The organism is Sinorhizobium sp. CCBAU 05631 (genome assembly GCF_002288505.1).
Classification (GTDB): domain Bacteria; phylum Pseudomonadota; class Alphaproteobacteria; order Rhizobiales; family Rhizobiaceae; genus Sinorhizobium; species Sinorhizobium fredii_C.
The window spans coordinates 991303-1003144 of the sequence record NZ_CP023063.1 but is presented as its reverse complement, the minus strand read 5'-3'; the positions used below and the strand labels follow the sequence as shown (position 1 = coordinate 1003144).

At 62.8% G+C, this 11842-nt stretch carries 13 protein-coding genes and 3 tRNA genes; 1 reads left to right on the top strand and 15 read right to left on the bottom strand.

Annotated elements, in window-relative coordinates; translation table 11 throughout:
- Positions 1-5 precede the first annotated feature (5 nt).
- The 15 genes from nuoK to SS05631_RS04730 all read right to left on the bottom strand — a co-directional run bounded on the left by nuoK (position 6) and on the right by SS05631_RS04730 (position 11347).
- Positions 6-314: an NADH-quinone oxidoreductase subunit NuoK gene (gene nuoK / locus SS05631_RS04800; RefSeq protein ID WP_037414132.1), complete on the bottom strand. Its 309-nt coding sequence runs from the start codon at positions 312-314 to the stop codon at positions 6-8.
- 28 nt (positions 315-342) lie between these two features.
- Positions 343-957, bottom strand: coding sequence for an NADH-quinone oxidoreductase subunit J (locus tag SS05631_RS04795; protein ID WP_037414129.1), 615 nt, complete (start codon positions 955-957; stop codon positions 343-345).
- Positions 958-1103: 146 nt separating this feature from the next.
- On the bottom strand, positions 1104-1595 hold the full coding sequence (gene nuoI, locus SS05631_RS04790; protein ID WP_037414127.1) for an NADH-quinone oxidoreductase subunit NuoI: 492 nt from the start codon (positions 1593-1595) through the stop codon (positions 1104-1106).
- 64 nt (positions 1596-1659) lie between these two features.
- Positions 1660-2703 (bottom strand): NADH-quinone oxidoreductase subunit NuoH, encoded by a 1044-nt coding sequence (nuoH, locus tag SS05631_RS04785; protein ID WP_037414126.1) that lies wholly within the window; start codon positions 2701-2703, stop codon positions 1660-1662.
- A gap of 20 nt (positions 2704-2723) precedes the next feature.
- Entirely contained in the window at positions 2724-4802 is a 2079-nt protein-coding gene (nuoG, locus tag SS05631_RS04780) for an NADH-quinone oxidoreductase subunit NuoG (RefSeq protein ID WP_037414125.1), read from the bottom strand.
- Positions 4803-4901: 99 nt separating this feature from the next.
- Positions 4902-5594: an NADH:ubiquinone oxidoreductase gene (locus tag SS05631_RS04775; protein WP_172900167.1), complete on the bottom strand. Its 693-nt coding sequence runs from the start codon at positions 5592-5594 to the stop codon at positions 4902-4904.
- 6 nt (positions 5595-5600) lie between these two features.
- Positions 5601-6905: an NADH-quinone oxidoreductase subunit NuoF gene (gene nuoF / locus SS05631_RS04770; RefSeq protein ID WP_037414114.1), complete on the bottom strand. Its 1305-nt coding sequence runs from the start codon at positions 6903-6905 to the stop codon at positions 5601-5603.
- Between the two features lie 11 nt (positions 6906-6916).
- Complete coding sequence (nuoE, locus tag SS05631_RS04765; protein WP_037414111.1) at positions 6917-7747, bottom strand: NADH-quinone oxidoreductase subunit NuoE; 831 nt, start codon at positions 7745-7747, stop codon at positions 6917-6919.
- 16 nt (positions 7748-7763) lie between these two features.
- A complete protein-coding gene (locus SS05631_RS04760; RefSeq protein WP_037389051.1) occupies positions 7764-8018 on the bottom strand; it encodes a hypothetical protein in 255 nt (84 codons plus the stop codon).
- The gene (locus tag SS05631_RS04755) at positions 8018-9208 is read right to left on the bottom strand and encodes an NADH-quinone oxidoreductase subunit D (RefSeq protein WP_037414108.1); all 1191 of its coding nucleotides are present in this window, start codon (positions 9206-9208) and stop codon (positions 8018-8020) included. The genes SS05631_RS04760 and SS05631_RS04755 overlap by 1 nt, the downstream gene beginning before the upstream one ends.
- Before the next feature lie 56 nt (positions 9209-9264).
- Positions 9265-9870: an NADH-quinone oxidoreductase subunit C gene (locus SS05631_RS04750; RefSeq protein WP_037414107.1), complete on the bottom strand. Its 606-nt coding sequence runs from the start codon at positions 9868-9870 to the stop codon at positions 9265-9267.
- An 18-nt stretch (positions 9871-9888) separates the two neighbouring features.
- Positions 9889-10467, bottom strand: a complete 579-nt coding sequence (locus SS05631_RS04745; protein ID WP_037414105.1) for an NADH-quinone oxidoreductase subunit B — start codon at positions 10465-10467, stop codon at positions 9889-9891.
- Positions 10458-10823: an NADH-quinone oxidoreductase subunit A gene (locus SS05631_RS04740; protein ID WP_037389059.1), complete on the bottom strand. Its 366-nt coding sequence runs from the start codon at positions 10821-10823 to the stop codon at positions 10458-10460. Before SS05631_RS04740 ends, SS05631_RS04745 begins: the two co-directional genes overlap by 10 nt.
- Before the next feature lie 298 nt (positions 10824-11121).
- Positions 11122-11198, bottom strand: a tRNA-Asp gene (locus SS05631_RS04735).
- 72 nt (positions 11199-11270) lie between these two features.
- A tRNA-Asp gene (locus SS05631_RS04730) sits at positions 11271-11347 on the bottom strand.
- Positions 11348-11741: 394 nt separating this feature from the next.
- On the opposite strand from SS05631_RS04730, the gene SS05631_RS04725 reads away from it, so the two are divergent.
- Positions 11742-11817 (top strand) — tRNA-Val (locus SS05631_RS04725).
- Positions 11818-11842 lie beyond the last annotated feature (25 nt).

Below are 11842 nucleotides of genomic sequence, written 5' to 3'. Positions count from 1 at the left end.
CCCTGTCAGCCCTTCATCATGTTGACGTCTTCGACGGCGATCGAGCCGCGATTGCGATAGAAGACGACGAGAATTGCAAGCCCGATGGCCGCTTCGGCGGCCGCGACGGTCAGAATGAACAGCGCGAAGACCTGGCCCGTAATGTCCTTGAGAACCCACGAGAAGGCGACCATGTTGATGTTGACCGCGAGCAGGATTAGCTCGACCGACATCAGGATGATGATGACGTTCTTCCGGTTGAGGAAGATGCCGAAGACGCCGAGCGTGAACAGAATGGCGCTGACGGTGAGATAGTGGGAGATTCCGATTTCCATATTCCGATCCCTCGACCTCGCGTCCCGATTAAAGGCCCTGCCCCGGCTTGACCGTGACCACCTCGACGGCGGTCTCGGGCGAGCGGGCAACCTGGCGCGGAATGCTCTGGCGCTTGATGTTTTCACGATGACGCAGGGTGAGCACGATGGCGCCGATCATGGCGACGAGCAGCACGAGCCCGGCGATCTGGAAGAAATAGATGTAATGGGTGTAGAGCACGTCCCCGAGTGCCGCCGTGTTGGTCCGCTCGGTAGCCGCCGGGATCGGCATGGAAATGCCCTTGGCGATCTCCGGCGAGAAGGTCGAACCGCCAACGACGATGATCAATTCGGCGGCGAGGATCAGACCGATCAGCGCACCGACCGGCGCGTATTCCAGCACGCCCGCCCGCAGTTCGGCGAAGTCGATGTCGAGCATCATGACCACGAAAAGGAAGAGAACCGCGACAGCGCCGACATAGACCACCAGCAGGATCATCGCCAGGAACTCGGCGCCCGTCAGCAGGAAGAGGCCGGCCGCATTGAAGAAGGTCAGGATCAGGAACAGAACCGAATAGACCGGGTTCTTGGCCGCGATGACCATGAATGCCGACGCCACCGCGATGAAGGCGAAAAGATAGAAAAAAAGAGCCTGCAGACCCATGATCGGTGCCTTTTTCGTCTTGCTCGGCGTGAAGGCCGACCGCCCTCACTCCATGAGGCAAAGCCGGACGTCTGTCCGGCCAGTGCCAAAACCGTTCCGCATGTGCCCCTTGCGAGCGGCGCGATGCGGCGTTTACGCAAATGGCCTCAGCGGTAGGGCGAGTCCATTGCAATGTTGCGCGCGATTTCCCGCTCCCACCGGTCGCCGTTGGCGAGCAGCTTTTCCTTGTCGTAATAGAGCTCTTCGCGCGTCTCAGTGGCGAATTCGAAGTTAGGCCCTTCAACGATGGCATCGACCGGACAGGCTTCCTGGCAGAAGCCGCAATAGATGCACTTCACCATGTCGATGTCGTAGCGCACCGTGCGGCGGGTGCCGTCGTTGCGGCGCGGGCCGGCCTCGATGGTGATGGCCTGGGCAGGACAGATCGCCTCGCAGAGCTTGCAGGCGATGCAGCGTTCTTCGCCGTTCGGATAGCGGCGCAGCGCATGCTCGCCGCGGAAGCGCGGGCTGACCGGGCCCTTTTCAAAGGGATAGTTCACGGTCGCCTTCGGCCGGAAGAAATACCGCATCGACAGCAGGAATGCGCCGACGAATTCCTTGAGGAACAGCGAGCTGACGGCTTGCGAAAGACCGGCCATCATTTACCTCCAAATTTGCCGGCCTGGGAGGGGCCGGCGGTATGCAGCGAAGCGCGGGCGGGCATCATGCCCATCCCATGAGCTTCAGAACGAATGCGACGATGACGACCATCGCCAGCGACAGCGGCAGGAAGACCTTCCAGCCGAGACGCATCAGCTGGTCGTAGCGGTAGCGCGGGACGAAAGCCTTGACCATCGCGAACATGAAGAACACGAGCGAGGCCTTCAGCACGAACCAGATGATGCCCGGCACCCAGTTCAGGATCCAGATATCGACCGGCGGCAGCCAACCGCCGAGGAACAGGATCGTCGTCAGCGCGCACATCAGGCAGATCGCAGCGTATTCGCCGAGCATGAACATCATGTACGGGGTGGAGCCGTATTCGACCATGAAGCCGGCGACGAGTTCGGACTCGGCTTCGGGCAGGTCGAAGGGCGGACGGTTCGTCTCGGCGAGCGCCGAGATGAAGAACACGATGAACATCGGGAACAGCGACAGCCAGTGCCAGTCGAGGAAGGAGGCCGGCAGGCCGATCATCGTTCCAAGGCCGTCCGACTGCGCATTGACGATGTCCGTCAGGTTGAGCGAACCGACGCAGAGCAGCACCGTGACAATGACAAAGCCGATCGAGACTTCATAGGACACCATCTGAGCGGCGGAGCGCAGCGCGCCGAGGAAGGGATATTTCGAGTTCGACGCCCAGCCGCCCATGATGATGCCATAAACCTCGAGAGAAGATATGGCAAAGACGAAGAGGATGCCGACATTGATGTTCGCGATCACCCAGCCCGCATTGAGCGGAATGACGGCCCAGGCGGCAAGCGCCAGCGTCACCGAGACGAGCGGCGCGAGCAGGAAGATCGTCTTGTTGGCGCCGGCCGGAATGACCGGTTCCTTGAAGACGAATTTCAAAAGGTCGGCAAAGGACTGGAAAAGTCCCCAAGGGCCCACCACGTTAGGACCGCGGCGAAGCTGCACGGCGGCCCAGATCTTGCGGTCGGCGAGCAGGATATAGGCGATGAAGACCAGCAGCGCGACCAGAAGCAGCAGCGACTGGCCGATCATGATGGCCGTGGGCCAGACGTAGCTCGAAATGAAAGCGTCCATGATGCTCTATTCCCTCGCGCTCATTCCGCGGCAGCTTTGAAATTGTTGCGCGCCAAGGCCGAGCATTCGGCCATGACGGCGGATGCGCGCGCTATCGGGTTCGTCAAATAGAAGTCTTTGACCGGAGACGCAAACATGGATTTGCCCATCTCACCGGCTTTTTGCGCAAGTGCGGCAATTTCGTCGCTGCTTCCTGCGGCGATGCTGTCGACCTCTGCGAAATGCGGATGAGCCGCGTAGAGCTTGGCACGCAATTCCCCAAGCGAATCAAACGGCAGCCTGCGGCCGAGCACGTCGGAAAGGGCGCGGATGATCGCCCAGTCCTCGCGCGCGTCTCCCGGTGCAAAGCCGGCGCGGTTGCCGACCTGGACGCGGCCTTCGGTGTTGACCCAGGTGCCGGACTTCTCCGTATAGGCGGCGCCGGGAAGGATGACATCCGCCGCATGCGCGCCATTGTCGCCGTGCGAGCCGATATAGACCGTGAAGCCCTTACGCGCCGAAAGATCGATCTCGTCGGCGCCGAGCAGGAACAGCACCTCTGCGCTGCCGGCCATCTGCGCTGCCGAAATGCCGCCCTTGCCGGGAACGAAACCGAGGTCCAGACCGCCGACGCGTGATGCCGCCGTGTGCAGGACGGCAAGGCCGTTCCATTCTCCGCCGGCCGCACCGACCGCGACGGCAAGCTTTGCGGCATTGGCGAGAACGGCAGAACCGCCCTCCCCTGCAAGCGCACCCTGGCCGACGATGATCAGCGGCCGCTCGGCATTCTTGAGCGTCTCGAAGAACTTGCCCTTGCCGGAAACGAGCTCAGCGAGCGTCTCCGTGCCGGCGCCGAGATACTCATAGTCGTAACGCAGTTCACCCCGCTCGCCGATGACCGCGATCGGGAACTTGCCCATGCGATAGCGCTTGCGGATGCGCGCATTTAGAACCGAAGCCTCGAAGCGCGGGTTGGAGCCGATGACGAGCAGCGCGTCGGCGCTCTCGATTCCCTGGATCGTCGGATTGAACAGGTAACTTGCGCGGCCGAGCGACGGATCGAGGGCTGCGCCGTCTTGGCGGCAGTCGACGCTCTCAGAGCCCAGCGAAGTGATGAGCTCCTTCAGGGCGTACATCTCCTCGACGGAGGCGAGGTCGCCGGCAATCGCACCGATCTTGTCGCCCGAGGTCTTGGCGACGGCAGCCTTGATCGCCTGGAAGGCCTCGCGCCAGGTAACGGCCTGCAGACGGCCGTCCCTTCTCACATAGGGGCGGTCGAGACGCTGCGTCTTCAGCCCGTCCCAGATGAAGCGGCTCTTGTCGGAAATCCACTCTTCGTTGATCTCCTCGTTGACGCGCGGCATGATGCGCATCACCTCGCGGCCGCGGGTGTCGACGCGGATCGCCGAGCCGACCGCATCCATGACGTCGATCGATTCGGTCTTGTTGAGCTCCCACGGACGCGCCGTGAAGGCGAAGGGCTTCGAGGTCAGCGCGCCGACCGGGCACAGATCGACGACGTTGCCCTGCAGTTCGGAAGTCATCGCCTGTTCGAGATAGGTGGTAATTTCGGCATCTTCGCCGCGGCCGATCAGCCCGAGTTCGGCGATGCCCGCCACTTCCGTCGTGAAGCGGACGCAGCGCGTGCAGTGAATGCAGCGGTTCATCACCGTCTTGACGAGCGGACCGATATACTTGTCTTCGACGGCGCGCTTGTTTTCCTGATAGCGCGAACTGTCGATGCCGAAGGCCATCGCCTGGTCCTGCAGGTCGCATTCGCCGCCCTGGTCGCAGATCGGGCAGTCGAGCGGATGGTTGATCAGCAGGAATTCCATGACGCCTTCGCGGGCCTTCTTGACCATCGGCGTCGTCGTGAAGACTTCGGGCGCCTCGCCATTCGGGCCGGGGCGCAGATCGCGCACGCCCATGGCGCAGGAGGCGGCCGGCTTCGGCGGCCCGCCCTTCACCTCGATCAGACACATGCGGCAATTGCCGGCAACCGAAAGCCGCTCATGGAAACAGAAGCGCGGAACCTCGGCGCCGGCCTCTTCGCACGCCTGAAGCAGCGTGAAATGATCCGGGACCTCGATCTCTTTTCCGTCGACTTTCAGCTTTGCCATCTTCGTACTCAATCCTGTCTTCCGTCCGGCTGCCTTCTGCGGCGCCGGACAATTCCTTCACGGCTCTTCCGGTATGGTAACGACCGGGCGGCCGTCACGTTATCTCTTGCCGATCAGCGTCTTTGCCTGCCCGATCCAATCGTCCCGCAGGATGCGGCCATCGAGCGCGAACTCGGCATCGAGCCGCGCGACATCCGCCTCGCTCAGAGCCGCGATGTCGGCGAACCGACGAAGGCCGTGGCCATTCAGCACCTGTTCGAGCTTCGGGCCGATCCCGGAAATTTGCTTGAGATCGTCGGCGACGCCGCCCTTCGGCTTCGCTGCGACGGGCTTCCTGGCGGCGCGCGCCTTGGGCTTGGCGACGGCAGCCGGTGCGGGCCGAGCCTCGCGGGCAGCCGGAGCTGGCTTGGACTCGCGGGCGACCGGAGCCGGACGGTCCTCGCTGGCCGCCGGCGCCGGCGAAGCCCGCTGCGTTACAGGCGCGGGCTTTTCGACGGTCGGTGCCGGTTCGGCAATCTCCGCCGGTTCGGCCACGCCGGCGCTTTTCTGCAGAGCGCTTGCAGCCCCCTGCATGGCGCCGAACATGATGCCTGCGAAGTGGCTCGACAGGCCGAAGCCGAGCGCCGTCGCCGCCGCTACGGCAGCCACGGGATTGGCCATCAGCGGAACGGCCGGCATTGTCTTCATCCATTCGGCCATGCCGAACGGATCGGCCGAGCCGGCGCCCAAGGGCGGCACAAAAGGAATGACTGCCGCCTTCATGCCCTGTCCTTCATTGCGCGTCCCGGCCATCGCTCGTTACTCCGCTGCTTCCAATACCGCGCCGTGCGACGTTGCATTGCGCGTATATTCGTCGATCCGCTTTTCCATTTCCGGACGGAAATGCTTGATCAGGCCCTGGATCGGCCAGGCGGCCGCGTCGCCAAGCGCACAGATCGTGTGGCCTTCGACCTGCTTCGTCACGTCGAAGAGCATGTCGATCTCGCGCTTCTGGGCGCGGCCCTGCACCATGCGCTCCATGACGCGCATCATCCAGCCGGTGCCTTCGCGGCAGGGCGTGCACTGGCCGCAGCTCTCGTGCTTGTAGAAGGCGGAAAGCCGCCAGATCGCCTTGATGATGTCGGTCGACTTGTCCATGACGATGACGGCCGCCGTTCCGAGGCCTGAGCCAAGCTCGCGCAGGCCGTCATAGTCCATGATGGCGTCCTTCATCTGCGCGCCGGGCACGCAGGGAACCGACGAGCCGCCGGGGATGACGGCGAGCAGATTGTCCCAGCCGCCGCGGATGCCGCCGCAGTGCTTGTCGACCAGCTCGTGGAACGGGATCGACATGGCGTCCTCGACCGTGCAGGGACGGTTGACGTGGCCGGAGACCGAATAGAGCTTGGTGCCATGGTTGTTCGGGCGGCCGAAACTCGTGTACCAGCCGGCGCCGCGCCGGAGGATGGTCGGCGTGACTGCGATCGATTCGACGTTGTTAACGGTCGTCGGGCAGCCATAGAGGCCCATATTCGCCGGGAACGGCGGCTTCAGGCGCGGCTGGCCCTTCTTGCCCTCGAGGCTCTCGAGCAGCGCCGTTTCCTCGCCGCAGATATAGGCGCCGGCGCCGTGATGGACGAAGACGTCGATATCGTAGCCGAGCTTGTTGTTCTTGCCGAGCAGGCCGTATTCGTAGCATTCGTCGATCGCGGCCTGCAGCGCCTCGCGTTCGCGGATGAACTCGCCGCGCACGTAGATGTAGGCGGTGTGCGCGCCCATAGCGAAGCTTGCCACGACGCAGCCCTCGATCAGCGTATGCGGATCGTGGCGCATGATGTCGCGGTCCTTGCAGGTACCGGGCTCCGACTCGTCGGCATTGACGACGAGGTAATGCGGCCGGCCGTCGTTTTCCTTCGGCATGAAGGACCATTTGAGGCCGGTCGGGAAGCCTGCGCCGCCGCGGCCGCGCAGGCCCGAGGCCTTCACCTCGTTGATAATCCAGTCGCGACCTTTCTCGAGCAGCTCCTTGGTGCCGTCCCAGTGGCCGCGCGCCATCGCGCCCTTGAGCGACCTATCCTTGAGGCCGTAGATATTGGTAAAGATGCGATCTTCATCTCTCAGCATGGGTCACCTCTTTACCGCGGCTTCTTTGCCGGCTTGGACTTGTCGACCGTCTCGCCTTCGGCCTTGGCGTTCTTCGCCGCCGCTTTCTTCGCGGTCGCCGGGGTTTTCAGCGCCGGATTGGTGACGTCTGCGGCGGTCTCCGGTTTGGCGGCGTTCGACGGCGGCACGCTTGCCGCCTCTTCAGCCTTGGCCTTGCTGGCGCGGGCCGGCGCCTTGGTCTTTTGAGGCGCATCCACGAGCTGCAATGTCGTCAGCCCGCCAGCCGGTGCGGAAAAGATGCGGTCGATCTGGGGGCCGGGCTCGATTTCGGCACCCTTGCCTGCGTCGAAGCCGTCGATGATTTCCTCGAGCCGCTCAGGCGTCAGGTCCTCGTAAGAGTCCTTGAAGATCATCACCATCGGCGCGTTGACGCAGGCGCCCTGACATTCGACCTCTTCCCAGGAGAGCGTGCCGCTCCCGTTCAGCGTGAAGGGCTCGGCGGCGATCTTCTTCTTGCACACCTTGATCAGGTCTTCCGCACCGCGCAGCATGCAGGGCGTCGTGCCGCAGACCTGCACATGGGCGCGCGATCCGACCGGCTTCAACTGGAACTGCGTGTAGAAGGTCGCCACTTCGAGGGCGCGGATATAGGCCATGCCGAGCATGTCGGCGATCGACTCGATGGCCGCCCTCGTCACCCAGCCGTCCTGTTCCTGGGCGCGCATCAGCAGCGGAATGATCGCCGATTGCTCGCGGCCCTTAGGATATTTGTTGATCGTTGCCTCGGCCCAGGCCGCGTTCTCCTTGCTGAATGCAAAGCTCGCTGGCTGGACAGTGTCTTCGGCTAGTCGACGAACGGACATTCTAGTGGACACCTTATCAATTAATCGAACCGCACCGCGATTTCGTCAGCGTGACGAATTCGCAGGCATAGGCGGACTGGTCTTTCTGCATGAACACGATGTAGCGCGTGCCGTTGGCGACGGCTGCCTTGATCTCGTATCCCTTCGACAGGAGCGCGGCCATGGAGCCGCCATGCAGCCCGGAGGAGGACGTGCTGGCGACATCCTCCTGAGCGACGGCGGCAGGGCTCAGCGCGAGAAACCCGAGAACGGCAAGCGGCGCCAGACGCATCAGCGATCCACCTCGCCGAACACGATATCGAGGGAGCCCAGCACGGCCGAAACATCGGCGAGCTGGTGTCCGCGACAGAGGAAATCCATCGCCTGCAGATGCGCATAGCCCGGCGCACGGATCTTGCAGCGATAGGGCTTGTTGGTGCCGTCGGAGACCAGATAGACACCGAACTCGCCCTTCGGTGCCTCGACCGCGGCATAAACGTCGCCGGCCGGCACGTGATAGCCCTCGGTATAGAGCTTGAAGTGGTGGATCAGCGCCTCCATCGAGCGCTTCATCTCGCCGCGCTTTGGCGGCACGATCTTGCCGTCGAGCGAAGAAACCGGTCCGACCTTGGCGTCGCCGAGCAGGCGATCGACGCATTGCCGCATAATCCGCGCCGACTGGCGCATTTCGATCATCCGGATCAGGTAGCGGTCGTAGCAGTCGCCGTTCTTGCCGATCGGGATGTCGAACTCCATGTCGGAGTAGCACTCATAGGGCTGCGCGCGGCGCAGATCCCAGGCGGCACCCGAACCGCGCACCATGACGCCCGAGAAGCCCCAGGCCCAGGCGTCCTCGAGCTTGACGACGCCGATATCGACGTTGCGCTGCTTGAAGATGCGGTTGCCGGTCAGAAGCTCGTCGATGTCGTCGACCGTCTTCAAGAACGGATCGATCCACTTGCCGATATCGTCGACCAGTTCATGCGGCAGATCCTGGTGGACACCGCCTGGACGGAAATAGGCCGAGTGCATGCGCGCGCCGCAGGCCCGCTCATAGAACACCATCAGCTTCTCGCGCTCCTCGAAGCCCCAGAGCGGCGGCGTCAACGCACCGACGTCCATGGCCTGGGTGGTGACGTTGAGGAGATGCGAGAGGATGCGGCCGATTTCCGAGTAGAGGACACGGATAAGCTGGCCGCGGATCGGCACTTCGGTGCCCGTCAGCCTTTCAACGGCAAGCGCGAAGGCGTGCTCCTGGTTCATCGGCGCGACATAGTCGAGCCGGTCGAAATAGGGCACCGCCTGCAGATAGGTCTTCGCCTCGATCAGCTTCTCGGTGCCGCGGTGCAAGAGGCCGATATGCGGATCGACGCGCTCGACGATTTCGCCGTCAAGCTCCAGCACGAGGCGCAGAACGCCGTGCGCGGCCGGATGCTGCGGACCGAAGTTGATGTTGAAGTTCCGGACGTTGTGTTCGGTCATACCGATTGCTCCAGGCCGGACGGGATCCCCTCGGGATCGCCGCGGGCCGACTTATCTCACCGTGCCTTCGCCTTTTCATCGCCGGGCAGCACGTATTCCGTGCCTTCCCAGGGCGAAAGGAAATCGAAGTTGCGGAATTCCTGTCTCAGTTCGACGGGTTCATAGACCACCCGCTTGACTTCATCGTCGTAGCGAACCTCGACGAAGCCGGTCAGCGGGAAGTCCTTGCGCAGCGGATAACCTTCGAAGCCATAGTCGGTGAGGATACGGCGCAGATCCGGGTGGCCGGTGAAGAGAATGCCGTACATGTCGTAGGCTTCACGCTCGAACCAGTCGGCGCCCGGGTAGACGGAGGTTGCCGACGGCACGGGCTCGCCGTCGCCGGTCGCGACCTTGACGCGGACGCGCAGGTTCTGGCGCGGCGACAGCAGGTGGTAGACGACATCGAAACGATCCGGCCGCTGCGGATAGTCGACGCCGCAGACATCGATAAAGCTCACAAAGCCGCATCGCGGATCGTCGCGCAGCAAGGTCAGGAGTTCGATGACGTTGTCGGCCGTCGCCGTCAGCGTCAACTCGCCATATTTCATCGCCGCGTCGGCAATCAGCGATCCGCGTGCTTCCCGAAGATAGGTCGCAAGCTCGTTCAGGGCTTCACTCATTGAAAAGAACCCCCTGCCTTAGCGCTCGATGGTGCCGGTCCGGCGGATCTTCTTCTGCAGCAGAAGCACGCCATAGAGCAGCGCTTCTGCCGTGGGAGGACAGCCTGGCACGTAGATATCGACGGGCACGACGCGGTCGCAGCCGCGCACCACCGAATAGGAATAGTGATAATAGCCGCCGCCATTGGCGCAGGAGCCCATCGAGATGACGTAGCGCGGCTCGGGCATCTGGTCGTAGACCTTGCGCAGCGCCGGCGCCATCTTGTTGGTCAGCGTGCCGGCGACGATCATGACGTCGGACTGGCGCGGCGAGGCGCGCGGCGCGAAGCCGAAGCGTTCGGCATCGTAGCGCGGCATCGACATCTGCATCATTTCGACGGCGCAGCAGGCGAGACCGAAGGTCATCCACATCAGCGAACCGGTGCGCGCCCAGTTGATCAGCTCGTCGGTCGAGGTGACGAGGAAGCCCTTGTCGGCGAGCTCGTTGTTGATCTCGCCGAAGAATGCGTCATTGCTGCCGATCGGCTTGCCGGTCGCGGGATCGATGATGCCCTTCGGCTGCGGCGCAATGAGCGTGGTGCCGGATGCTAGTTCCATTCCAGCGCTCCCTTTTTCCATTCATAGATAAAGCCGACCGTCAGGACCAGGAGGAAGACCATCATCGACCAGAAGCCGAACCAGCCCATCGCCTTGAACGAAACCGCCCAGGGGAAGAGGAAGGCGACTTCCAGGTCGAAGATGATGAAGAGGATCGACACAAGATAGAAGCGGATGTCGAACTTCATGCGGGCGTCGTCGAACGCATTGAAGCCGCACTCATAGGCCGAGAGCTTTTCCGAATCGGGCGCCTTGAAGGCAACTGCGAAGGGAGCGATCAGGAGTGCGAGACCGATCACAAGAGCGATTCCAATGAAAATCGCGATCGGAACATAGGAACCGAGAAGTTCTGTCATTGTTATCCGTCCCTGCCTGCGAAGCGCCTTGGGAGAAGCGCTCGAACAACGAATGCCGCAGGCCGAAAATCATGTTGCAACGCCAGAGTGGTTAGCGCAGCCCGCGCCCATGCGCAAGCCTCGACGAGGCATTTAAACCGGTTCGCGGCACAGGTTTGAACGGCACTTTCTCACAGTTGACACAGTGGAACACGGAATCCTGGGAACCGGTCGCCCCTCCCCGCAAGAGCCATGCCGAGACCGCATTGCGGCAATGCAAAAACGGCCGACTGACACTGAAGCATGGTGTGAGGAGAAATGGCGCGAGTGACGGGGCTCGAACCCGCGACCTCCGGCGTGACAGGCCGGCACTCTAACCGACTGAGCTACACCCGCGCATCATGGCCATGGCAGGCCATTATCTCACCATCGGCACTCCTTGAGGATGCCGATGCACCAGAAGAAGAGTGGCGCGAGTGACGGGGCTCGAACCCGCGACCTCCGGCGTGACAGGCCGGCACTCTAACCGACTGAGCTACACCCGCTTCTCTTAACTGGCCGGGGCGCTCGCGCACCCCTTTATCAAAGCGGCCCTGCCGTTTCGATGAGCGGCTAACTAAGCGGTTCGCCCTGGGGTGTCAAGCGTGTTTGAAGACAAATCCGTGACGGAGAGAATTTTGACCCACAGGCTGCCCAAATGAGAAAATCCGCATAGGGCGGGACGGTCGAAGCCCCCTCTCTCGCTACCCGGACGCCGCGACGCCGCTACCGCCGGCGCCGCCCCCCTCTGCTGTCCACAGCGCCGGCAGCGCCCGATCCCGCGCTCGCCGACCCGCTCGCAAAAAAATCAAAAAAATCGATCGAATGCTCTTGCGGTTTTTGCCGGTTGCGCATAGATCACGCCCACCGACGCGGCGGACAGCGGTCCGGCACGCGAAAGGGCGATTAGCTCAGTTGGTAGAGCGCCTCGTTTACACCGAGGATGTCGGGAGTTCGAGTCTCTCATCGCCCACCATTATCCAAAGCATTAGCAATTCACC

Excerpts from the sequence above, each read along its gene's own strand:
- nuoK (WP_037414132.1), bottom strand. The coding sequence starts at position 314 with ATGGAAATCGGAATCTCCCACTATCTCACCGTCAGCGCCATTCTGTTC.
- SS05631_RS04795 (WP_037414129.1), bottom strand. The coding sequence starts at position 957 with ATGGGTCTGCAGGCTCTTTTTTTCTATCTTTTCGCCTTCATCGCGGTG.
- nuoI (WP_037414127.1), bottom strand. The coding sequence starts at position 1,595 with ATGGCCGGTCTTTCGCAAGCCGTCAGCTCGCTGTTCCTCAAGGAATTC.
- nuoH (WP_037414126.1), bottom strand. The coding sequence starts at position 2,703 with ATGGACGCTTTCATTTCGAGCTACGTCTGGCCCACGGCCATCATGATC.
- nuoG (WP_037414125.1), bottom strand. The coding sequence starts at position 4,802 with ATGGCAAAGCTGAAAGTCGACGGAAAAGAGATCGAGGTCCCGGATCAT.
- SS05631_RS04775 (WP_172900167.1), bottom strand. The coding sequence starts at position 5,594 with ATGGCCGGGACGCGCAATGAAGGACAGGGCATGAAGGCGGCAGTCATT.
- nuoF (WP_037414114.1), bottom strand. The coding sequence starts at position 6,905 with ATGCTGAGAGATGAAGATCGCATCTTTACCAATATCTACGGCCTCAAG.
- nuoE (WP_037414111.1), bottom strand. The coding sequence starts at position 7,747 with ATGTCCGTTCGTCGACTAGCCGAAGACACTGTCCAGCCAGCGAGCTTT.
- SS05631_RS04760 (WP_037389051.1), bottom strand. The coding sequence starts at position 8,018 with ATGCGTCTGGCGCCGCTTGCCGTTCTCGGGTTTCTCGCGCTGAGCCCT.
- SS05631_RS04755 (WP_037414108.1), bottom strand. The coding sequence starts at position 9,208 with ATGACCGAACACAACGTCCGGAACTTCAACATCAACTTCGGTCCGCAG.
- SS05631_RS04750 (WP_037414107.1), bottom strand. The coding sequence starts at position 9,870 with ATGAGTGAAGCCCTGAACGAGCTTGCGACCTATCTTCGGGAAGCACGC.
- SS05631_RS04745 (WP_037414105.1), bottom strand. The coding sequence starts at position 10,467 with ATGGAACTAGCATCCGGCACCACGCTCATTGCGCCGCAGCCGAAGGGC.
- SS05631_RS04740 (WP_037389059.1), bottom strand. The coding sequence starts at position 10,823 with ATGACAGAACTTCTCGGTTCCTATGTTCCGATCGCGATTTTCATTGGA.